The following is a 21,243-nucleotide window of genomic DNA, read 5'->3' as shown; positions in this document are numbered from 1 at the left end:
TTGTCTTGCTATTTTGGTTGATTCCTCTTCATTCTTGATTGATTCTCTGGCTATCTTGGTTGATTTCTCTTCATTCTAGGTTGATTCTCTGGCAATTCTGGTTGGTTGATCACCTACTTCTCCCGCCACACAAAAAAGGCCATCTACACAAGATGGCCTTCCTCACTGCAAAAAATTTCACATTAAATTAGCTTTCGGAATCGAAATTTTATATATCCCAATACAGCAAGTATTATCCCAATGGTGGGAAAAAGGATGATACCAATCTTATAGGAGTAATCTAAATTAATTGTTTCGGTTAATTTTGCTCTGTTAATAATCTGGTGAATATCAATATAGCTAAACGGGCTATAAGGACTTTGGAAAAAATGCATCCCGATAAATAAGATCGATGCAGTTAGAAAAAGGGTAATCCCTGGATTTTTAACAAATAAGGATAGAACAAAATATATAGAGTAAATAAATAACGCGAACAGGATGGTGAATAAAACAATATAACCAAAATATTCTTTAAGCGTTATAAAATGAAACGTATCCTCCATTACCTTGAGCTGTGTGTACTCTTCCCCAAATGGGTTTAGAGTAGGCCCGTCATACACCAACACAGGATAATCCAAGCCCCCTGTACCACCTGTAAACAAACTGCATAGCAGTGGAAGACCTAACATAAGGAATGTAAAAACCACAGTGTAGAGGAACCCACTTGTGAATTTAGTAAGATAAACCGTACCTCTTCTTACAGGAAGCGTTGCATAGAAGTGTAAGCCACGTCTCTTCATGCTAGCCTCGGTTGAAATGCTATTCCCAAAGATAAAACAGCCAATTAGGATGATGATTGGGATATATAGGTATTGGATGACTTGATATAAAAATAGATAACCCGTTGTTCCATAACGTTTTGTCATATTGTCCCAGGCTTCTAAAGCTCTACCAGTGAAGTTGTCGTAAACGGTTGGTAAAAAAGCTATATCTGTCTCATTCTGGATCATCGGATTGAGGTTATTTTCCAGTTGAAACTGTTTTTCTTCAAGGGTAGCTCTAAATGTAAACCAATTCGTATCTTGGCCTTCAATATCGTGCCCAGGTGTATCAGTACCGTATGAAGAATCGAACTGAAATTGTAAATCACTGATATCACCTTCTAATATGGTCCGCCAATCTTCCTCTTCAAACGCCCTCGCTCTTTCTTGTGTTGCTATCTTTAAATTCTCGTTTTCTTCTACCATCATCGCTAGTTCTTCTGCTTCTTCTACATTGTTCGCTTCTTCCGCAGCTTCCTTTTCCTCTAAAAACGCTTGGACGTATCCTTCTATTCTTAATACATCATTTTGCAATCTTGTAGTATTGGCTTCATGGATGTTTTCTGCCACAGTATAGTTAAAGAAGTAAAGGCTAACAACTGCAAGTAGGGTTAAAAGAAGTGCAACTATGTTTGTTCTTTTTTTTATGGCCTTTAAGAATTCAAATCCTAATGTTTTCACCTTGCCGACCTCCAATTCCAACTATCTTTACTAGTTAAAGCCAGCAAAACAACAGAAGCAATAAGCAGTGCACATATACCTTTCACATCATAACCCTGCTGATACAAGGAACTAGCATCTATATTTTGGTATGTAAGAGGATTCAATGAAAACACCATACCATTTTCGATTACAATCCAACTACCAACAAACACAAATATTCCTACTAAATATGACACGATTGTATTCTTAGTCAAAAATCCAAGCAGGGTGAGTAGTGATACCGTAAACGTCATAAATAGAGCACTATACAGGATAGTCTTTTTCACGTAATCCCCTGTTGTTATAAAATTCCCTTCTGCAGTAAAGAGGGGATAATGAAAGATATTTCCCTCATTATGACCAAAAACTAACGGTAACAAGTATGACGTAATAAAGACGACGGCCAACCAGGACACACCACAAAGGAGTACACTTGTAAACTTTGTAAGTACATATTGCAACCTCGCAATGGGGAGAGCATACACCATCTGGATATTCCGGTCTTCAAATTCTCTTGTTATGCTTACACCAAGCACTAATAGAAACACTAAGAAGCCAGGTGTGCTAAGAAATAAGGATACTACCTTTTTTAGAAAGATAGATGTCTGTATAGATAAATCCATGTTCTCTTTTGGCAGACCAACACGTAACAGTTCCTCATTTAGTCGGCTAATGTCCTCCATATCAGCAATGCTTGCTCGAAAATTGCCATTCATGTTCTTATATGTAATTGCCGTTTCATATACCTCTATCTCAACCTGCAATTCTTCTTCCCATAGATTGTTTTGGATCGCACCCAAAAGCTGGGATAATTGGTCAGCTAATAGTTTTCCCACTTCTAATCTTTCTTCAATAGCAGCGTTAGGTCCATCTCTATGCAAGGTCATATTATCGCCTGTATTTTCGCTAGAGACTTCAGAGGCATATTCTGAAAAATGCTCAATTTTTTGCGCAACTATCGTATCTTGGAGTATCACATTCCTTAGAAACAAACCTGTAATGAGAGCTAACGTAACAATTAAAAATATCGGAAATGCCTTTGTACGAATAATTTTCTTGAACTCAAATAATAATAGATTCATCTCTGTTGACCTCTCACACCAAAGACTTCTTCATACAGTTTTTCTGAACCAGTAACTTCTTTATGAATATCTTTTATTTCGATGGAGTGGTCTTTGATTTCATCAATAAGCATATCCAGTTTACTACTTGGGATTTCGGTAACAATACCATTAGCGGTTTCTTCGACAATGTATCCCTTTTCTCGTAAAATAGCATGAGCTTCACTTGGGTTCGGTAAGGTGAAATAGTAAGAGACTGTCTCATGTTCACTCATATCTACTTCTAGTAACTTCCCATCCTTCAAAAACAACACATTTTTGGTTAGACGATCAATCTCATTTAAGTTATGGGAGGAAAGAATAATGGTAGTATTCTTTTTCCCTAATTCTAGTAGTATTTTTCGCATTAAAATTGCACTTGTGGGGTCCAGGCCATTTAATGGCTCATCGAGTAATAAAAGCTCGGGCTCATTTACAATAGACATTGCAAGCAATAAGTGCTGCTTCATCCCCAATGAATAGTTGCCAACTCTTTTTTTGAGATAGCTCTCCATTCCTACTTGTTCGGCAACTTCTCTCACTCTTTCTTTGTTTAGCTTATGTACCTTGCACACATAGTTAAGATGGTCGTAACCAGTTAGATAATCAAACAAAACGGTATTATCTTGCAAAAACGATACCTTTTTAAAAACCTTATGTCCCTTATTCGATTCCCCCAACAGTTCCACAGTTCCTGACGACTCAGGGAGGATATTCGTTATAACATTTAGTAATGTTGTTTTCCCTACGCCGTTTGGTCCAATGAGCGCCCATATCCCAGGGGAATCGATTGTCAGGCTAATCTTGTTCAATACAAGCTGCTTTTTATAGGTCTTTGATAAATGATGTAATGCTAGAATTGCCATAAGAATTACCTTCTTCCTCATATTTAATTGTAAGTTGGTTTTCTAAGGAAAGAGATCATGTGGAGTTTTACTAAGAGGATGTAAATTTCCTTAAATGTGGAGTTATCATTATCAACTACACACTTGGGGGTAACGACATTTAGAAAAAATTGTCATAACAATAGAAATTTTACCATAATTTGTTAGATAATCAACAGGAAAATTGAATGTTCTAAATTTAATTAAATTCCCTTTTCCTAATGAACGGGATTTGGTGGGAGGAAGGGATTTGTTTTCCTGCGTAAGCCTGATTAATGCCATTAAAATAAGTATTCAAGACATGATCCAGGTTTTCATTTATATTAATCGGTAAAACCAAAGCCGTTTTTTGCTCTAGTGTAGCAAAGCCATGGTGACACCCCATAAATTTTATAGTCTTCTAATGTAAATAAAACATTACATAAAATTCATTAAAACACTCTAATTAAATGTCTATGCTCAAAGTAAACTAAATGAAGACAGATACTCATTAAGTTAAAGGAGGAAAAAACATGGCTTTAACAACAGCAGCAAGAACTCACGTTAGTGCTTTATCATTCTTCATAGCTGCCATTTTATTTGTTACTTATCCAGCGTTACGCCCTTTTTCCGACGAGAAATCGTTGCAGGGAGCAGAAGCATTCGCTTCTCAAGAGTGGGTACTTTCCCATATATTTGGCATGATTGCCTTTATGTTGTTACCTTTAGGATTATTTGGCATTCATCGAGCATTGGAAGGATCAACTGGAGCTACGTTTTCTTATTGGGGTTTTGTCCTGAGTGCCATCGGAGTAGGGCTTATCTTGCCCTATTATGGTGGGGAAACATTCGGCCTCTATGCTATTGGGCAGGAAGCGTTAACGCAACAATCTGCTGATCTTATGAGTCAAGCCGTCGTCGTTCGTTCTGGGGCAGGTCTAGTAATGTTTGTGATCGGTCTATTGCTTCTACTGATCGCATCGATCCTCTTAGCAATTGGCATTTGGAAATCTAGTAAATTACCAAAAATGTCTGGCTTTCTATTCGTACTAGGAATGTGTCTTTACTTGCCACAGTTTTTCTTTGACCAGCCATTACGAGTGGCTCATGGAGCATTGGTAGCAATTAGCTGCATTTGGTTAGCGGTTGTCTTATGGAGTAATCGTAACAATGCTCCATAAGCATAGGTATTAATCTCTCAGGCTAATGCTAATACATGGCATCAGCCTGAGAACCACCCATCATCTCTTACTTAGTTCTCCTAGAACCCAGTTAGCTCTTGCACCATTCTCGCCTGTACTTGGGGATTTATTATCTTTTCCAGTTAGTTCTTCTACCACCATTGTTACAAGAGGTTGATGAACATGCTGCGGTCGTTCAAACGCCCATTTCTGCTTTCCATTTGCAGTTGTTAATACAACTGGATCATCACCAAACGTGGAGAAAGTGATTTTTCCTTCACTGCCAACGATTTCATTTATGTCCACATTCTCAAATGCAGCAAAACACCAACTTCCCACACCATGTACACCTGAATTAAACTGATATGTACCTGTCACGATATCCTCAGCCTGGTAATAACCCGCCTGATTGGACGCAATTCCTTGTACATCCTTAATCGGACCAAGTAAAAAATCTAAGATATCTAGTGTGTGACTAGCTACATCGAAGAACAGTCCACCTCCAGACAATGCCGGCTGCAACCTCCATGGTAGGCTTTCCCCTTTTTTCACCTCATCTGATGCTCTTTTATACTGCATAGTAGAGACGAAACGGACATCTCCAACTGCATTTTGTTCTAGCAATTCTTTTATCTTTAAAAATCGGGGCTGCGCTCTACGGTAATAGGCAACATATAACGGCACTCCGGCTGCTTTGCATGCCGCTATCATTTCATGGCATTCCGCAAAATTAACTGCCATCGGCTTTTCCACATAAACCGGCTTCCCTGCTGCTGCAACTTTCAAGGTATATTCTTTGTGAGATCCAGGTGGTGTTGCAATATAGACAGCATCTACCTCTGGATCCTGAATAAGCGCATCCGCGTCATCATACCATTTTGGCACATTGTGACGTCTTGCGTAGTCTTTCGCTAATTCACCAGTCCGTCGCATCACTGCTACTAACTCGGAATCCTCAACTTTTTGAAAGGCTGGTCCACTTTTTACTTCCGTTACGTTACCACAACCAATCATTCCCCAACGAACTTTATCTAACTTCAAGTGAGTTCCCCCTTGTTTATACGCCCTTTTTTGTAGTGAAACCTTTATGTATATAGTAGCATAATCATATCTTTACTAGTGCTGCTAGGCAAATAAGTTTTGGATTTCAAAGTGTTCTACTAAGGTAACCTTTCTTCCTTCTTCATGCCACCTATGGTATTCACGGAAAACCTGCTGGATATCATGGTTCGCCTTTTCCTCTACGATATATTTAATAGCAAGAAAGCTACGCCAATAATCAAACATAATACTGCTTAAACTCCCTTGATAACTAGCACTTCCAAACTCCTCTAAGGAACGATTTCCATATTTATCTTTAAACATGTTTACCAACTCTTGTTCAATATTCGTAATGTTGGTAAACACTTTTTCATCTAGTAGCAGCTTTCTAGGTAAATACTCACACATTCCCTCTTCGAACCATATCCCATCTTCTCTTTGCTCATCAAACTCATCGAGAAACAAATCAGAGTGGTGTGTTAGTTCGTGACCCACTATTGTAAATATATGCTCTTCCGAAAGGTTTTCATAAAAGTTTTTTATATTGGGGTTTTCCCGTCCCTCTAGTTGCTTAATAAAAAGACTCCTCCAACTCTGTAAATCAGGAGAAAAATAAATAAGATCTTTATTTGTGAAAGCTGGAATTGGTACATTGGAAAAAGACGTTGTAGCCAACTCTTTTGATGTCCATACAATCCCTTCAGGTAAGCTTTTTAGCGCATAGTCTTTTTCTAGAAGCTGCTGGTAATCTTTTAACTTTTCACTGAACCGTTCAATAATAGGTTGGTGTTTTTGGTAGTCTTCTATCTTTTCAAATGCGTAAATGTTTTTCATGCCATCCTGCTCCCTAATATAATACTTTTTTCTTTATTCTAACAAAAACCACAAGAAAAAAGACGGTTATGAGTATAACCGCCTCGCATAGAAATTCCTATAAATTATATTAGATTTTCAATATTGGTTTAATTGTCGTACCTTTTCCAGAATCCTCAAACGCCTGATTAATTTCTTCAAGCTCATAAAATTTCACTAATTTATCAAACGGGAATTGGCCATTTTTATAGTACTCAATTAGCTTAGGAATGAATAGTTGAGGAATAGAATCTCCTTCTACTACTGACACAATAGACCTTCCTTCATTTAACAAATCTAATTGCACGTTCAACGTAACTTCTCCAGTGGCACCGACAACAGCAACTGTTCCTAAGCTGCGCAGGGCTTGTACAGATTGTACAACAACTGGTGAAACGCCTGTTGTTTCAACAGCGTAGTTTGTTCCTCCGTCCGTAATCTTTCTAATCTCTTCTAGAGTATCCACTTCAGAACCATTGATAACATGTGTTGCACCTAACTCCTTAGCTAACTCTAATCTGCTATCATGAATATCTACTGCAATAATTTTAGAGCAGCCAATTAATTTCGCACTCATTATGGCACTTAGTCCTACAGCTCCGCAACCGAATATCGCGATAGTTGAACCGAACTCTGGTTGTAATTTATTAATCACAGTCCCAGCACCTGTTTGGATTCCACATCCTAGTGGTCCAAGAAGGTTAAGGTCTACATCTTTGTCCACTTTAACAACGTTTCGTTCATGAGAAACAGCATACGTACCAAAGGTAGACTGACCAAAGAATGTAGAAACTTCTTGATCTCCTTGATAAAGTCTATTTGTACCATCAGGCATTTTTCCGCCAAAGTTAAATTCAGTTAAATGTATACATGCGGCTGGGTGTCCTGTTAAGCAGTTTTCGCAGTTTCCACAGGATGAGAAAGATAATACAACATGATCACCAGGCTCAACCGTTTTAACACCTGCTCCAACTTTTTCAATAATCCCCGAACCTTCATGCCCAAGTACAGCAGGAAGTGGTACTGGGATCATTTGGTCACGTGCAACAGCATCTGTATGACAAACCCCTGCTGCAACAACTTTTACTAAGACTTCATTTTCCTTCGGTTCGGAAAGTTCCAATTCCTCTATTTGGAATTCTTGTCCATTTCCGTGTACCACGGCACCCTTAATTTTCATTCTTATTTTCCCTCCTAACAATATTTACCTAAGTAATTATACCTAACTTTTTTCTGAAAGGGTTATTACGTGCTCAGTACTAGGTAAATGCAACCCTTATTATGTGAAACTATTTCAGTTATCATGTACTACAGTTCTTTAATAAATATAAAATTTCTGTAATTTTTTATCCGCCGGCTTCTTTTATTTGAAAAATTTAGTAAAATGAAAGGAAGGGGGGACAACTTAATGAAAATAAAAAAGTATACGAAGCAAGAAACGAGTTGGATGTTCTATGATTGGGCTAGTAATGCTTATTCCATTATTATTACTGCCGCTATTTTCCCAATTTTTTATAAGGCACAAGCTACTGCAGCAGGGGTTGCAGCAGCAGACTCTACTGCCTATCTAGGGTACACCATTGCCATCTTTACGTTTATATTAGCTATGATTGGACCAATATTAGGGACCATTGCGGATTATGAAGGGTATAAGAAAAAGTTTTTCACCGGTTTTTTAGTGGTTGGACTAGCTTCCACCTTCTCGCTAATTTTTGTTCCAGAAGGCGAATGGCTAATATTACTCATTGTTTTCACAGTAGCTTCTCTTGGGCTAACAGGGTCAAACCTCTTTTATGACGCATTTTTAGTAGATGTCACCGAAGACAAACGAATGAATAAAGTTTCTGCCAGAGGGTTCGGACTCGGATATATTGGTGGTGCTATCCCATTTGTAATCAGTATTGCTATTATTTTAATGGCTCAGCAGGAAATTATTCCAATATCCAGTACGACTGCAAGTAAAATTGCCTTCTTTATCGCATTTGTATGGTGGGCAGTATTTTCCATACCTATGTTAAAAAATGTAAAGCAAGTTCATGGGATCAAACGTGATGCTAAGCCAATTCGTACAAGCTTCCGCCGCCTAAAAAATACGATTAAGAATATTAGACAATATAAATATCTAACTATTTTTCTCATTGCTTACTTTTTCTACATAGATGGTGTAGGCACCATTATTTCCATGTCTACCGCATATGGGACAGATGTTGGTGTTAGTGCCACTGTGTTGTTAATCGTTCTTTTTGTCACTCAAATTGTTGCAGCCCCTTTTGCTATCTTATACGGTAGACTAGCAGATCGGTTTAACGCAAAAATTATGTTAAACATAGGAATCCTTGTATATATAGTTGTATGTATCTATGGGTATTTTCTTGAGACAGCTTTTGATTTCTGGGTTCTCGCCATGCTTGTTGCTACATCACAAGGTGGAATTCAAGCCTTAAGCCGATCTTATTTTGCAAAGCTCGTTCCCAAGGATAATGCCAATGAATTTTTCGGTTTTTATAATATTTTTGGCAAGTTTGCATCTGTTACAGGACCTGTTTTAATGGGGGTAACAGCACAAATAACTGGAAGGTCAAATGCAGGTATATTAAGTCTTATTGTCCTATTTATTATAGGCATGATCGTCTTAAACTTTGTCCCTTCTGATAAGAAGATTGAAGGACAACAGACTCCTAAAGTAAATATTTCTTAGGTAATTAATATAAACCGTTTATCCTCTGGGTAGACGGTTTATTGTTTATTATTTTGCCGCTCCTAGGAAATGATGTAGTAGTTCTCGTGCGACTTTGTCTGACTCCCGCTCAGCCCAATGCTTTGTAAAATAAAAACTAAAAGGTTGACGTTACTAAAAGTAAGTGCTATTATTATACTGAATTAAAGATAATTTAATTTAAAATAAATGAATTAACTAAAGCAAATTTACCCTTAGGGTTACCAAATAGAACCCAAGATAAGTGCTTTAAGATGGAGGAAGAAATGAGTTTACTTAATAAATTTTTTGGAAGAGAAAAAGAGGAGGAAACAACAATGGAAAAACTAAACATTGGTATTATTTTAGGTTCAACACGTGAAGGACGCTTAAGCCCACAGGTAGGAAACTGGGTAAAAGAATTGGCAGATCAGCGCGGGGACGCTAACTATACGGTTATTGATCTAGCAGAATACAAACTACCATTATTAGGTGAAAGTGGTGCAGACGCTTCAGGTGCAGCAGCATGGGCAGAAGTAATTGCAAAACAGGATGGCTTTGTTTTCATCGTACAAGAATACAACCATTCTATTACTGCATCACTTAAAAACGCATTAGATTACCTACGTGCAGAATGGAACAACAAAGCTGCAGGTATCGTATCCTACGGTTCTGTTGGAGGAGCACGTGCAACGGAGCACTTACGTGGTATTCTTGGTGAATTGTTAGTAGCAGATGTTCGCGTTCACCCAGCTCTTTCTTTATTCACAGACTTTGAAAACGGAGCAGACTTCAAACCAGCTGCTGTTCAAGCAGATTCTGTTAACCAAATGCTTGATCAGCTCCTTCCTTGGTCAACTGCATTAAAAACAATTCGTTAATTGATATAAACAAAATTTTGAGACTATTCATGTCTTCCAAACGCCAAAAACCTCTACCAAATGGATAGGGGTTTTTTTGGATTTAGAGAGTTAATTTTTAATCACCTTCATTTTAGAGTTGGCTAAGTTTTTCACTAACCAACCCTTTGTACACCTTCTTTAAAAACAAACCTTTATACCGATATAAAGAATATACCACCTTAGAATTTAGGGCCTCCTAATTTAAGAGATAAATTATTTCTAATAAGCACTTGTGGTGTTCATATTTGATAGATATACTTAGAAGATTGGTGCAACATTTTAATGACAAGGCATGGCACCAGTACAAACATTATTGCGCATACATGGCTTCACTAACAATAAGGGGAAACACAGGATGGAAGTATTAGGAAGTTTAATAGAAACATATGGGTATTATGGTATTTTTATCGCTTTAGTCCTGGGAATTGTTGGCTTGCCGATCCCTGACGAATTGTTACTTACATTTGTAGGATATAATATCTTTATTAGTAGGATGACATGGAGCGGTTCTTTATTTGCGGCCCTATTAGGCTCTCTCATGGGGATAACAATTAGTTATTTGTTAGGGATTAAACTTGGAGTGCCTTTTCTAAAAAAGTACGGACCTAAATTTCATATAACAGAAAAAAGAATTCAGATAACAGCTTCTTATTTTTCCAGGTATGGTGGCTGGCTTCTTACTTTTGGCTATTTCCTACCAGGGATTCGTCATGTCACAGCATATATGGCTGGTATTTCAAATTTCAAGTTTGGTAAATTTGCTTTCTTTGCTTATTTAGGCTCTCTTATATGGGTTCATACTTTCATTCTTCTCGGTTTCACCCTTGGAAATAACTGGACTATCGTCTCCGAAGTGGAAGGTTATTTCCACAATGTGGGGATTGTTGCCTTGATACTCGTTGGCGTCGCATTGTTCGTTTTTCTGTATATTCGTCGCCGAAGAAAGAAACTAGGCCATTAAGCCAATTCTTTCTCCAACTTTTATTTCGTGGCCGATAGCAAGTTCTGTATCTAAAGGTGACTCGAATAGAAGGATGACAGTGGAACCAAAAGAAAAGTATGCCATTTCTTGTCCTTTTACCATATTAGTATCTTTATAAGTCAAGTGGATGCTATTAACATTTAATGCGCCTACTTTTACAACAGCACAATAACCAAATTCGGTATTTACTTCTGAAATTCGCCGGTAATTCGTTGAGAGTGGGCGGTTCCCATATTTCAGCCCAAGTTTATTGACTGGGTATGACTTTCCACCTAGCGAATAACTATTCATAATCTTTCCATCTACTGGACTATGAATTCGGTGATAGTGTTGTGGGGACAGGTAGAGAACAATATAGCTTCCACCGTGATAAGGGGTAGCTTTATCCTTGCTACCTAGCAATTCGTCGATGGATAATGTCTTTCCTTTTACAGAAATGGCAGTGCCATTTTGAATGGAACCATAATCATTCACGACACCATCTACTGGACTAACGGCAGTTGCCTTAGTCAGATCAACAGGGCGAACTTCTTCCTTCAATTGTCGTGTGAATAAGGCTTTAAGTGAACCATAGGTGGGCAATGGCTCCCGCATTTCCTCCTGTTTCAGCTTGTATACGGAAGCAAAAACAGGGACAAGGAACTTGCTATATTTCGATGCTGTAAAGTTAGCCAATATACTAGAAACAAATCGATTTCCAGTTAATTCTACAAATAATTTTAATATATGTTTTAACACAACAACGCAACTCCTAGTAAACAATAAATTTATATGAAACTGTATTATAAAATCTTCATTTTGTAAAAGGTGGTTACCACAATGAATGTTAAAAAGCATATCCCGAATAGTGTAACACTCGGGAACATGTACTGTGGTTTTTTATCAATAGGGTTTACTGTCAGTAACTCTTATAAGGGCGCAACATGGCTCATCATAATAGGGATAATTCTAGATGCACTGGATGGTAGATTAGCACGTCTATTGAACGTTAAAAGTGATTTAGGAACACAACTAGATTCACTTGCAGATATCGTCACGTTTGGCATCGCTCCTGCACTTCTTTTTTCTTATACAAATTCTATCGGTGGCGGATGGCTCGATATTTCATTGGCTGGACTGTTTGTTTTATGTGGTGGGTACCGATTAGCGCGATTCAACTCAGCTCAATCTGAAGAGACTTCCTTTTTCACAGGCGTACCTATTACTGCAGCTGGCGGAATATTGGCCATTACCACTTTATTCCATACACACTTACCACCAATGGCGAATCTCCTCATCATTGCATTACTCAGTTACGCGATGGTAAGTACGATCCGTATACCTAGTTTAAAAAATATAACCTTACCAAACCACAAAACGATGGCTACCATCCTAATAGGGATCGTTCTATTACTATTTGATAGAAGATCAATCGTTGCCCTTTACTTAACGGCCATCTATTTTATGTATGTTGCATACCGTATTATGCTAATGCGAGCTAATCGGAATGGATAGCCTGCATGGCCTTTAGATGCACCTTCTCTATCTTTAAATTAAGTCGGACGGACTCCAGTGACCGTCCAACTTTTTTATAGATTGTACTTGCAGTGTAGTTTTAGAACGTTTTATGTGTTTCTTATTCCTCTCCAGAAAATTTCCCAAGAAAACGTAGCTTGGACCATATTATCTGGTATTTGCTTATAGCTTGATTCAGAAATTATTCCAACGATTAAACTAAAGAAAGTGTATGCTATTTTACTTGCTTCCATATCAGGAAGAATAATCCCTTCTTTTTGCCCTTTCACGATAACACTGATTACAATATCATCTACTAACCTCTCGCTTTCTTCAATAAACTCTCTAATCTTTTCTTTTAACTCTACCGGGGGAAATTGAATTAAGCGGTTATATATTTTATTAATAACATCCTCTTCATTAGACCAACTCTCAATATAGTTAAAAAAAGCCTGCTTCATCTGCTGCTCTACATTTTCCCCTTCTTTGTTACTAAACGATTTTCTTATATCCGCTACATAGCTTTCCGAGATATTTTTAATTACATCTAGAAAAATCGCTTCTTTATTCTCATAATGAGAGTAGATAGAGGCTTTTTTAATACCTACTTGTTCTGCAATCTTTGTTAAAGACGTTCCTTCATATCCTAGTTCTGCAAAAAGCAGTTGGCTACTTAGTCGAATTTGATTTTTTGTGTTCATAACATTCCCCTTTACAAAACTCTCCTTCTAGTATAACATGTACCTACCGAACGGTCGTAAGTTTAAACTGTCTTTACTACCGTTCCACATAAGATCTAAAGGAGTTAGACAAATTGGTTAACCAGTCTTTATTCAAAAATCGAACATACTCTATATTACTTCTTGCTGGGATCTTTGCGATTGTAGGATTCAGTATGTTCCTCACTACGACAACTTGGTATGTTACCACTACATTAAGCGCCGGCTCTTTAGGCCTTGTATTAATAGCAGCAACGGTTCCTCGCTTACTTATGATGGTATTTGGAGGCGTTATTGCAGATAAATATAAAAAATCAATGGTTATGTTCTGGACTAACCTGTTGCAAAGTTTTCTTTTATTTGGGATCTTTTGGTTGGTGTCTACTGACAATATGAACCTTACCTTACTTCTATTATTAGCTGGAGTGTTTGGAATGCTTGACGCATTTTTCGGTCCAGCTAGTTCTTCGATGATCCCAAAAGTCGTAGAAAAACGGCAATTACAACAAGCGAATGCCTACTTTCAAGGTATCGACCAGGTTTCCTTTATCATTGGGCCGATACTCGCAGGGATTATCATGGAAGTTTTCAGTGTATCAACAAGCTATTTTGTCGCATCTATCTTGGTGTTTCTTTCCGCTATTATCATCTTCCCACCCTTTGTGAAAGAAGGCGAAGTAGAAAACCAAGAACAAAATAAACCGCTAGATGATCTAAAAGAAGGAATATCTTATATACGTCGTTCATCCTTTTTATTAACGGGTATCCTTGTTCTTATCACGCTTAACTTTTTCATTTTCGGGACACTCAACTTAGCCTTACCTCTCGTTGTTGATTTATATGGTGGTAGTCCAATTAATTTAAGTGCTATGGAAGTTAGCTTAGGAGTAGGAATGGTGATCAGCACCATTACACTTAGTAGAGTGCAGATTAAGCGAAGAGGTAGAGCTTCAATCTTTGGATTATTTGCAGCCATTTTTAGCTTCTTGATATTCAGTCAGGCACCAAGCCTCCTTTTATTAACTGTACTCGTTTTTTTTATTGGTGTTTCAATGCCATTTGTATTTATCCCATTTTTTACAGCTGTACAGGAAACTACTGAAAATCGGTTAATGGGTAGAGTAATGAGTATCATCTTCCTTGCAATGAATGGATTTGATCCCATTGCATATGGAGTTATGAGTGGATTCATCGCTTTAGGTATTACTGTGCAAGTGACATTATTAGCCTTTGGCATTGCAGGTTTAATTGTGGCGCTTTTCATCTACTTTAAAGCCCCACATTTTACAAAGACTTAGATATAAGGTGAGGTTATTCTTCAGAGTATTGTTATATAATTAACAGAGTGCTGGCTCTTTGGAAGAGGAAAGAGCCACTTCATAATTTTTACCCCGGAACAACCGTCCGTATGACTCCCACTTCAAAACATGAAGTGGGAGTCTTACGGGAGATGACGTGCAGTTTCAGCAAGATTCTCTTCTCTTTTGGTGTTCATAAGGGCGATGACGTGCAGTTTCAGCAAAATCCTCTTCTTTTTCGATGTTCATAAGGGCGATGACGTGCAGTTTCAGCAAGATCCCCTTCTCTTTTGATGTTCATAAGGACGATGACGTGCAGTTTCAGCGAGATCCTCTTCTCTTTTGATGTTCATAAGGGCGATGACGTGCAGTTTCAGCAAGATTCTCTTCTCTTTTGATGTTCATAAGGACGATGACGTGCAGTTTCAGCAAAATCCTCTTCTCTTTTGATGTTCATACTGCGAATAAAAGCCATATCACAGCAAGGGTTCCTTTCGATTTTGATTTCCGTTTATGTTATAAATGTATTTTAATAGAGTTCCTTACCCAAAGGACTTTTTCTCTAAGGAGTGTTAAACATGATTACAGTAGTTGGAAGTATAAATATGGACCTTGTCGTTTCGGTAGATAGAGCGCCCAACAGAGGCGAAACGTTAATAGGAAAAACTTTTCACACCAACCCTGGTGGTAAGGGAGCAAACCAGGCTGTATCTGCAGCTCGCCTAGATCACCTCACGAACATGGTCGGCCATGTCGGGACAGATGCATTTGGCACTTCCCTACTAAATAATTTAAAAGAGCAAAACATCAGAACAAATTATGTAAAAAGAAAAGAAGGACCTTCCGGGATTGCGAATATTACAGTAGCTGGAGGAGATAACTCTATTATTGTCGTTCCAGGTGCCAACTTTTCATGGGAGGCCAAGGAATGGGAGCAATATGACGACCTGATCACAAAGAGTGATGTGTTGGTGCTTCAGCTCGAGATCCCGCTTGAGGTGGTAGAGGCATTTGCGGAAATGGCCAACAAACGAGGAACAACGGTTATTCTAAACCCAGCCCCAGCTCATTCCTTACCAGCAAGCTTAATCAGGAATGTTGATTACATAACACCCAACGAAACAGAGTGTATGGAAATTTTCAGTATGAACGCAGAAGAAGCAGTATCACACTTTCCTAATAAACTTATCGTAACAGAAGGCGAAAAAGGTGCTGTTTATTATGATGGCTCGTCCCTTGTTCGAATTCCAGGATTCCCTGTAAAAGCAGTGGATACAACAGGCGCAGGAGATACGTTTAACGGGGCGTTAGCTACTGCTATCGCAGAAGGACAGGACCTTAAAAAAGCTGTCTCCTTTGCTAACGCAGCAGCATCCCTCTCCGTGCAGCATTACGGTGCACAAAATGGCATGCCAGAGAGAGAAGCGGTGTTAGCGCGGTTAGGTGAAATGAATTAAAGCTCTATAATCATAGGCGTGGAGGTCAGCAGATAATGCTGATCCCATGCTTTTTTTATAAGCTCCTATGAAAGCGATTAGCGAGCATAATATTATACAAAGCATATCTGATCTATTATCATATCCAGAACAAGGAGGAGTAATAAATGAACCCAGAATATCAAGATATGTTTTCTCCATTAACGTTAAAAAATGGTGTTGAATTAAAGAACCGCTTGGTGATGGCGCCAATGACAAACTCTTCATCCAATCCCGATGGTACCGTAACAGATGACGAGGTGAGCTACTATGCCCGCCGCTCTAAAGGCGTAAGCATGGTCATCACTGCCACAACATATGTTACACCCAACGGAAAAGGATTTATTAATGAATTTGCGGCAGATCGTGATGCCATGATCCCAAGCTTAAGCAAACTAGCAAAAGCAATTCAAGCACAAGGTGCTAAAGCCATATTACAAGTTTTCCATGCTGGTAAAATGAGTCCAGAAGCCCTTGTTCCAGATGGTGATGTTGTAAGCGCAAGTGACGTTCCAGCGAATAGAGAAGGTGCTGTGAAGCCACGTCCGTTACGCGAAGAAGAAGTAGAAGAGATCATTGAAGCCTTCGGTGAAACGACACGCCGGGCGATTGAAGCAGGTTATGATGGTGTGGAAATACACGGAGCTAACGGCTACTTAATCCAGCAATTCTTTTCCCCGCATTCCAATCTGCGTAAGGACCGGTTTGGTGGGAGCCTGGAAAAACGCATGACTCTCCCACTTGCTATTATTGATAAAGTGCAGAGCATCGTTGCAGAGCATGCGGACGAATCGTTTATTGTGGGATATCGCTTTTCCCCGGAAGAACCGGAAACACCAGGGATTACGATGGAAGAGACACTTCATTTAGTCGATGTGTTGGCAGATAAAAACTTAGATTACCTGCATGTTTCCTTAATGGACTTTTTCTCTAAGCCAAGAAGAGGTGTGGAGGATCTAGACAAAACGAGAATCGCACACCTACTAGAAACAATTGGCGAGCGTGTACCTTTAATCGGTGTAGGTTCCATTTATACTGCAGAAGATGCGAAACTAGCATTCAATACCGGTGTCCCACTTCTTGCCCTAGGCAGAGAGCTCGTTATTGACCCTGATTGGGTTCAAAAGATAGCCGAAGGAAGAGAAAGTGAAATCATGACGGAAATTGATAAAGAGAAGCAGGAAGAATTAGTTGTACCAGACCCACTTTGGAAAACTATCATAAACACGCCTGGTTGGTTCCCAGGAGTTTAATAACAAAAGCGTAAGCGGCCGTTTAGAGACGTACGGACTGGACTGAGCCGCAGGAGATAAAGGAAACACGGAGACCGTAGGGATCTGATGTTGACTTATCGTACGGAGGTGAGGGAAGTCACGCTAGTCTCTGGGCGCTGGAGCTGGACGTGGCAATTTCTGCCATCGAAAATTATGAAGCCAAAATTTTAATTCCTTTACTTAACACAATAAGTCAGCCCACTGCATCGAATGCAGTGCCTGGCTTTTTCTTATTTATTCTTTAACACTTGAGACAGACCTTTCAAAGCATCATATTGTTTAATGTGATACTTCCGTCCTTCTTTTTGTAAGTACTGTTTTTCACAAAATTGTGTTAGCACATGCAGTAAATGCCGATAGGATACGCCTAAATAGTCACAGACGGTAACATGTTTTTCTTTATACACTCCATTATCTGCTGTTTGCAAAATAAAATCGGCAAGCCTATTTTCAAGTGGAAAAGCAAGACTTTGCGTATATTTCATAGCCATTTGCGTTGCCTTAATACTTAAAAATCGCGTTAATTCACGCAAAAATTTTGCATCTTCCATCAGTTGTTTTCGATAGTGATGCATCGGTAGAGCGAAACAAATAGTCTTTGTTGAGGCTTGAATTCCTTTTGTATAATACACATCATGGAGTAATTCCATTTCCCCTATAAATTCTTTGGCATTGATAAAATTAATTAACGATACTTTCCCATTTTGATGGGTGATATAGATTTTTGCATTCCCATCTACTACGAAAAATAGAAAGTCAGGTCTCGTGCCCTCTTTTATAATCCAGTCATCACGCTGATATTCATGAACTTCCATAAACGCTTTTACCGGGGCAGAAAACAAATGTTCAATTGAGTGCTTTTCCAAATATAGACTTTTTTTGTCAGCTTTATATATTTCCATTATTCACCTCAAAATAGGAGATATCTCATATTTTCTTTTATTCAACCATGATATCATGCAATCAATAAGGAGGATACATAATGAATACACAACGTTGGATGGGCATACGGTTTTTTAGTTTTTTCCTAACATGGGGCATTTTTCTACCTTACTGGGCCGGGTGGATGATTTATACAAAAGGCATCTCTGTTTCAGAAGCTAGTCTCATTATGAGTGTCGGGTTAGTTGCAAGGGGGCTGTCTACTCTATTTGCCTTTCCTTACCTTTCCGAGAAGGTTAGCAGTAAACGACTACTAAACATAGCGGGAATCGGCACATTCATTGCCCTTATCGCTTATATTCCGGCGGGTTCCTTTTCGGGGTTAATGGTAGCTACCATCCTCCTGCACCTTTTCTATCCCGCACTTATGCCTGCATTAGATAGTGCTGCTGGTGTTCTTGTACAAAACAAACAATTAAAACACTACGGGAGAAGTCGCCAGTGGGGATCAATCGGGTTTGTTTCAATTGGTATGGTCCTTACCATTTTCACAGCGAGGTTTGGCGATGAGATCATTTTTTGGGCGTTATTAATAGGGATATTAGCTTTTGTGGTGCTTAGCCTTTTGGAAGCACCTGCTGTCTTATCTGTAAAACCGCCAGTGGATCAAACACAAAAAGTTGGACTATTCTCTGTCTTCAAGATCAAACATTTTAGCCTCGTACTTTTAATTGTTATATTACTACAGGCCGCACATGCGAGTTATTACAATTATGGCTATATCTTTTTGCAGGATATTGATGCACCTATAACCTTAATAGGTCTCATTATTAACATTGCTGTCATAGCAGAAATTATTTTCTTTGCAATGGCCGATAGAAGGTTTGGTAATTTTTCAGTAGGATCCTTACTGACACTGGCAGCCATCGGTTCCTCTGTCCGTTGGATCGTCGTATTTGCCTTCCCAAGTGTGATTATCTTTAGTATCGCGCAAGTTCTACATGCATTTTCATTTGCTATGGCGCATTATGCCTTTATGAAATACTTAATCAACAATATTCCGGAAGTACAGATACCAAAAGCACAAGGCATCTACTCTGCACTAGCGCTTAGCTGGAGCACTGCTGTCTTTACTATCTTCGGGGGCTTTTTATATGAAATCGAACCAAGATTTGCGTTTATTGGGATGATTGTCTGTACCATTCCAGCCATGCTGCTTGCGTTGGTTTACCGGAAAGTGGAGGTTAGAAAAGGGACTGTGGGAACTGCTTGATATTTCCTTATGAACAGACTTATCTAGTATGGTAAGTCTGTTTTTAATTTTATCGAGTGAGACTGTTTATGTTTTTCTCCTAATAGGGAAGGCTGAATAAGAAACCGCACTTATTGGAGGAACACATCATGCATGAGCTAGATTTACATCATATTTTTCAACTCGGACTTATTTTAGTTATGATTGCGGCTGGGATTACAGCAATCGCCAAGAAGTTTAAACAACCTTACCCCATTGCGTTAGTCATTGTCGGGACAATCATTGGGCTTATAAACATTCCTGTATTAGAGCCGTTAAAGGATTTTATTACCGAAGGAGAAGTGTTTAACTTTGTCATTATTACATTGTTCTTACCTGCTTTATTAGGAGAAGCAGCGTTAAAGCTTCCGTTTTCCCATTTAAATGAAAACAAGAAGCCTATTCTCGCTCTGGCATTCGGAGGGACTTTTTTATCCTTCTTAATCATTGGTTTTTCCTCCATCGGGCTACTTGGTTTATCCATCCCTGCAGCATTTGTATTTGCAGCATTAATGAGTGCTACAGACCCCGTCAGTGTTTTATCCATTTTTAAAAGTGTTGGGGTTAAACGGAGACTTGCTACAGTAATTGAAGGGGAAAGCCTGTTTAATGATGGACTAGCCGTCGTTTTATTTAACATTTCCGCTTTCTCCCTGATCTCCTATCTCGACATGGGGGTATTAGGTGCTGGATATGGCTTGTGGGAATTTATTAAAGTTATCTCCTTAGGCCTGCTCATTGGCGGACTGCTTGGCTATGGCTTTTCACGTCTAACGCGTTACTTTGATGATTATCCGTTAGAAATTATTTTTAGCATTATTCTCTTCTACGGTGCCTTCTTGCTTGCGGAAAGCTTTGATGCGTCAGGGGTTATCGCTGTTGTAGTTGCTGCGCTTATCTTCGGTAATTATGGTACCAAAATTGGAATGAGCCCTGCCACCCAATTAAACATCAGTAATTTTTGGGATGTTGCCACACTGCTTGCTAATTCACTGGTCTTTTTAATGGTTGGATTAGAAATTACACGAATTAATGTTGCGGAACATTGGGGGCTTATTTTCACAGCAATTCTAATTGTGCTAATCGCCAGAAGCTTCGCAGTCTATGGCAGCCTTCTATTTATCAAGAAGATCCCACTATCCTGGAAGCACATCTTAAATTGGGGTGGTCTGAAAGGATCCTTATCTATAGCACTCGTTCTTAGCCTCCCGAGGGATTTTGAAGGTCGCGAGGAAATTTTGATTCTTGCTTTTAGTGTCGTATTGTTCTCTCTTGTCGTGCAAGGCCTTTCCATTAAGCCGCTTATCTCTTGGCTTGGCGTAAACAAAAAAGAAGAAGGATATCAGGAATATGAAGCACTTATTGCCCGAGCACATAGTTTCGAAACAGGCATTGAAGAAATCAACAAGGTTAAAAAGAACTTGTTTATAACAGAATTGGTTTCAGATTCCGTTGTTGATGAATATGAAAAACAACGTACGAAACTGCATAACGAGATAAATGCGCTTTTCCATAAGCACCCTGACCTCAGGGAAAAACAGGAAATTGCCCTCTTAAAGCATTCGCTCTACGCGCAACACGAAGCAGTTGGTCATTTGTTAAGGGAAGATATTATATCGAGTGAGGTTGCACAAAAAGAGCAGGACTTGATCATTAACAAAATCGTGGAATTAGAGGATGACCATGCATAAC

The 21,243-nt window shown here is 38.9% G+C and carries 19 protein-coding genes; 10 read left to right on the top strand and 9 right to left on the bottom strand.

Features of this window, described 5'->3' with window-relative positions; translation table 11 throughout:
• Positions 1-182: 182 nt before the first annotated feature.
• From BN985_RS03160 to BN985_RS03150, 3 genes are read right to left on the bottom strand one after another with little or no spacing between them, the layout of a single operon-like run.
• The gene (locus tag BN985_RS03160) at positions 183-1,481 is read right to left on the bottom strand and encodes an ABC transporter permease (RefSeq protein WP_052360592.1); all 1,299 of its coding nucleotides are present in this window, start codon (positions 1,479-1,481) and stop codon (positions 183-185) included.
• Positions 1,478-2,584: an ABC transporter permease gene (locus tag BN985_RS03155; RefSeq protein ID WP_042221047.1), complete on the bottom strand. Its 1,107-nt coding sequence runs from the start codon at positions 2,582-2,584 to the stop codon at positions 1,478-1,480. Before BN985_RS03155 ends, BN985_RS03160 begins: the two co-directional genes overlap by 4 nt.
• Entirely contained in the window at positions 2,581-3,468 is an 888-nt protein-coding gene (locus BN985_RS03150; RefSeq protein WP_042221046.1) for an ABC transporter ATP-binding protein, read from the bottom strand. Before BN985_RS03150 ends, BN985_RS03155 begins: the two co-directional genes overlap by 4 nt.
• 530 nt (positions 3,469-3,998) lie before the next feature.
• Here BN985_RS03150 and BN985_RS03140 point away from each other — a divergent pair.
• Positions 3,999-4,646 carry a hypothetical protein gene (locus BN985_RS03140; protein WP_042221044.1) on the top strand — a complete coding sequence of 216 codons (648 nt, stop codon included), beginning with the start codon at positions 3,999-4,001 and terminating at the stop codon, positions 4,644-4,646.
• A 60-nt stretch (positions 4,647-4,706) separates the two neighbouring features.
• Here BN985_RS03140 and BN985_RS03135 read toward each other — a convergent pair whose 3' ends face one another.
• The 3 genes from BN985_RS03135 to BN985_RS03125 form a co-directional block, all read right to left on the bottom strand.
• Positions 4,707-5,687: a Gfo/Idh/MocA family protein gene (locus BN985_RS03135; protein ID WP_042221042.1), complete on the bottom strand. Its 981-nt coding sequence runs from the start codon at positions 5,685-5,687 to the stop codon at positions 4,707-4,709.
• An 84-nt stretch (positions 5,688-5,771) separates the two neighbouring features.
• Positions 5,772-6,521, bottom strand: coding sequence for a hypothetical protein (locus tag BN985_RS03130; protein WP_042221041.1), 750 nt, complete (start codon positions 6,519-6,521; stop codon positions 5,772-5,774).
• A 109-nt stretch (positions 6,522-6,630) separates the two neighbouring features.
• Positions 6,631-7,719: an NAD(P)-dependent alcohol dehydrogenase gene (locus BN985_RS03125; protein ID WP_042221040.1), complete on the bottom strand. Its 1,089-nt coding sequence runs from the start codon at positions 7,717-7,719 to the stop codon at positions 6,631-6,633.
• A 228-nt stretch (positions 7,720-7,947) separates the two neighbouring features.
• Here BN985_RS03125 and BN985_RS03120 point away from each other — a divergent pair, with 228 nt between their 5' ends.
• From BN985_RS03120 to BN985_RS03110, 3 genes are all read left to right on the top strand, one after another.
• Positions 7,948-9,237: an MFS transporter gene (locus BN985_RS03120; RefSeq protein WP_232225525.1), complete on the top strand. Its 1,290-nt coding sequence runs from the start codon at positions 7,948-7,950 to the stop codon at positions 9,235-9,237.
• 284 nt (positions 9,238-9,521) lie between these two features.
• Positions 9,522-10,115, top strand: a complete 594-nt coding sequence (locus tag BN985_RS03115) for an NADPH-dependent FMN reductase (RefSeq protein ID WP_408634656.1) — start codon at positions 9,522-9,524, stop codon at positions 10,113-10,115.
• Positions 10,116-10,491: 376 nt separating this feature from the next.
• Entirely contained in the window at positions 10,492-11,097 is a 606-nt protein-coding gene (locus BN985_RS03110) for a DedA family protein (RefSeq protein WP_042221039.1), read from the top strand.
• Here BN985_RS03110 and BN985_RS03105 read toward each other — a convergent pair.
• Positions 11,086-11,856, bottom strand: coding sequence for a phosphatidylserine decarboxylase (locus BN985_RS03105; RefSeq protein ID WP_042221037.1), 771 nt, complete (start codon positions 11,854-11,856; stop codon positions 11,086-11,088). The genes BN985_RS03110 and BN985_RS03105 overlap by 12 nt on opposite strands.
• Positions 11,857-11,937: 81 nt before the next feature.
• Here BN985_RS03105 and pssA point away from each other — a divergent pair, with 81 nt between their 5' ends.
• Positions 11,938-12,612 (top strand): CDP-diacylglycerol--serine O-phosphatidyltransferase, encoded by a 675-nt coding sequence (pssA, locus tag BN985_RS03100; RefSeq protein ID WP_042221036.1) that lies wholly within the window; start codon positions 11,938-11,940, stop codon positions 12,610-12,612.
• Positions 12,613-12,722: 110 nt separating this feature from the next.
• On the opposite strand, the gene BN985_RS03095 is transcribed toward pssA, so the two are convergent.
• On the bottom strand, positions 12,723-13,313 hold the full coding sequence (locus tag BN985_RS03095; RefSeq protein ID WP_042221035.1) for a TetR/AcrR family transcriptional regulator: 591 nt from the start codon (positions 13,311-13,313) through the stop codon (positions 12,723-12,725).
• Between the two features lie 113 nt (positions 13,314-13,426).
• Between BN985_RS03095 and BN985_RS03090 the strand changes: the two genes are divergently transcribed.
• The 3 genes from BN985_RS03090 to BN985_RS03080 all read left to right on the top strand — a co-directional run bounded on the left by BN985_RS03090 (position 13,427) and on the right by BN985_RS03080 (position 17,357).
• Positions 13,427-14,629, top strand: a complete 1,203-nt coding sequence (locus BN985_RS03090) for an MFS transporter (RefSeq protein WP_042221034.1) — start codon at positions 13,427-13,429, stop codon at positions 14,627-14,629.
• A gap of 578 nt (positions 14,630-15,207) precedes the next feature.
• Positions 15,208-16,086, top strand: a complete 879-nt coding sequence (gene rbsK, locus BN985_RS03085; RefSeq protein ID WP_042221033.1) for a ribokinase — start codon at positions 15,208-15,210, stop codon at positions 16,084-16,086.
• 146 nt (positions 16,087-16,232) lie between these two features.
• Positions 16,233-17,357: an NADH-dependent flavin oxidoreductase gene (locus BN985_RS03080; protein ID WP_042221032.1), complete on the top strand. Its 1,125-nt coding sequence runs from the start codon at positions 16,233-16,235 to the stop codon at positions 17,355-17,357.
• 251 nt (positions 17,358-17,608) lie between these two features.
• Here the strand turns inward: BN985_RS03080 and yeiL are convergent, their stop codons facing one another.
• Entirely contained in the window at positions 17,609-18,280 is a 672-nt protein-coding gene (yeiL, locus tag BN985_RS03075) for a transcriptional regulator YeiL (RefSeq protein ID WP_042221030.1), read from the bottom strand.
• A gap of 80 nt (positions 18,281-18,360) precedes the next feature.
• On the opposite strand from yeiL, the gene BN985_RS03070 reads away from it, so the two are divergent.
• Positions 18,361-19,533: an MFS transporter gene (locus BN985_RS03070; RefSeq protein ID WP_042221029.1), complete on the top strand. Its 1,173-nt coding sequence runs from the start codon at positions 18,361-18,363 to the stop codon at positions 19,531-19,533.
• A 128-nt stretch (positions 19,534-19,661) separates the two neighbouring features.
• Positions 19,662-21,242 (top strand): cation:proton antiporter, encoded by a 1,581-nt coding sequence (locus BN985_RS03065; protein ID WP_042221028.1) that lies wholly within the window; start codon positions 19,662-19,664, stop codon positions 21,240-21,242.
• Position 21,243 lies beyond the last annotated feature (1 nt).

The sequence above is a fragment of the Oceanobacillus manasiensis genome, assembly GCF_000724085.1.
GTDB classification, from domain to species: Bacteria; Bacillota; Bacilli; order Bacillales; family Amphibacillaceae; genus Oceanobacillus_B; species Oceanobacillus_B manasiensis.
The sequence above is the reverse complement of the archived record's forward strand: the minus strand, read 5'-3'. Positions and strand labels throughout refer to the sequence as shown.

Bases quoted from the DNA above. Each gene is read 5' to 3' on its own strand.
- BN985_RS03095 (WP_042221035.1), bottom strand. From the start codon at position 13,313: ATGAACACAAAAAATCAAATTCGACTAAGTAGCCAACTGCTTTTTGCA.
- BN985_RS03065 (WP_042221028.1), top strand. From the start codon at position 19,662: ATGCATGAGCTAGATTTACATCATATTTTTCAACTCGGACTTATTTTA.
- rbsK (WP_042221033.1), top strand. From the start codon at position 15,208: ATGATTACAGTAGTTGGAAGTATAAATATGGACCTTGTCGTTTCGGTA.
- BN985_RS03120 (WP_232225525.1), top strand. From the start codon at position 7,948: ATGAAAATAAAAAAGTATACGAAGCAAGAAACGAGTTGGATGTTCTAT.
- BN985_RS03140 (WP_042221044.1), top strand. From the start codon at position 3,999: ATGGCTTTAACAACAGCAGCAAGAACTCACGTTAGTGCTTTATCATTC.
- BN985_RS03070 (WP_042221029.1), top strand. From the start codon at position 18,361: ATGAATACACAACGTTGGATGGGCATACGGTTTTTTAGTTTTTTCCTA.
- BN985_RS03080 (WP_042221032.1), top strand. From the start codon at position 16,233: ATGAACCCAGAATATCAAGATATGTTTTCTCCATTAACGTTAAAAAAT.
- BN985_RS03110 (WP_042221039.1), top strand. From the start codon at position 10,492: ATGGAAGTATTAGGAAGTTTAATAGAAACATATGGGTATTATGGTATT.
- pssA (WP_042221036.1), top strand. From the start codon at position 11,938: ATGAATGTTAAAAAGCATATCCCGAATAGTGTAACACTCGGGAACATG.
- yeiL (WP_042221030.1), bottom strand. From the start codon at position 18,280: ATGGAAATATATAAAGCTGACAAAAAAAGTCTATATTTGGAAAAGCAC.
- BN985_RS03115 (WP_408634656.1), top strand. From the start codon at position 9,522: ATGAGTTTACTTAATAAATTTTTTGGAAGAGAAAAAGAGGAGGAAACA.
- BN985_RS03150 (WP_042221046.1), bottom strand. From the start codon at position 3,468: ATGGCAATTCTAGCATTACATCATTTATCAAAGACCTATAAAAAGCAG.
- BN985_RS03155 (WP_042221047.1), bottom strand. From the start codon at position 2,584: ATGAATCTATTATTATTTGAGTTCAAGAAAATTATTCGTACAAAGGCA.
- BN985_RS03130 (WP_042221041.1), bottom strand. From the start codon at position 6,521: ATGAAAAACATTTACGCATTTGAAAAGATAGAAGACTACCAAAAACAC.
- BN985_RS03125 (WP_042221040.1), bottom strand. From the start codon at position 7,719: ATGAAAATTAAGGGTGCCGTGGTACACGGAAATGGACAAGAATTCCAA.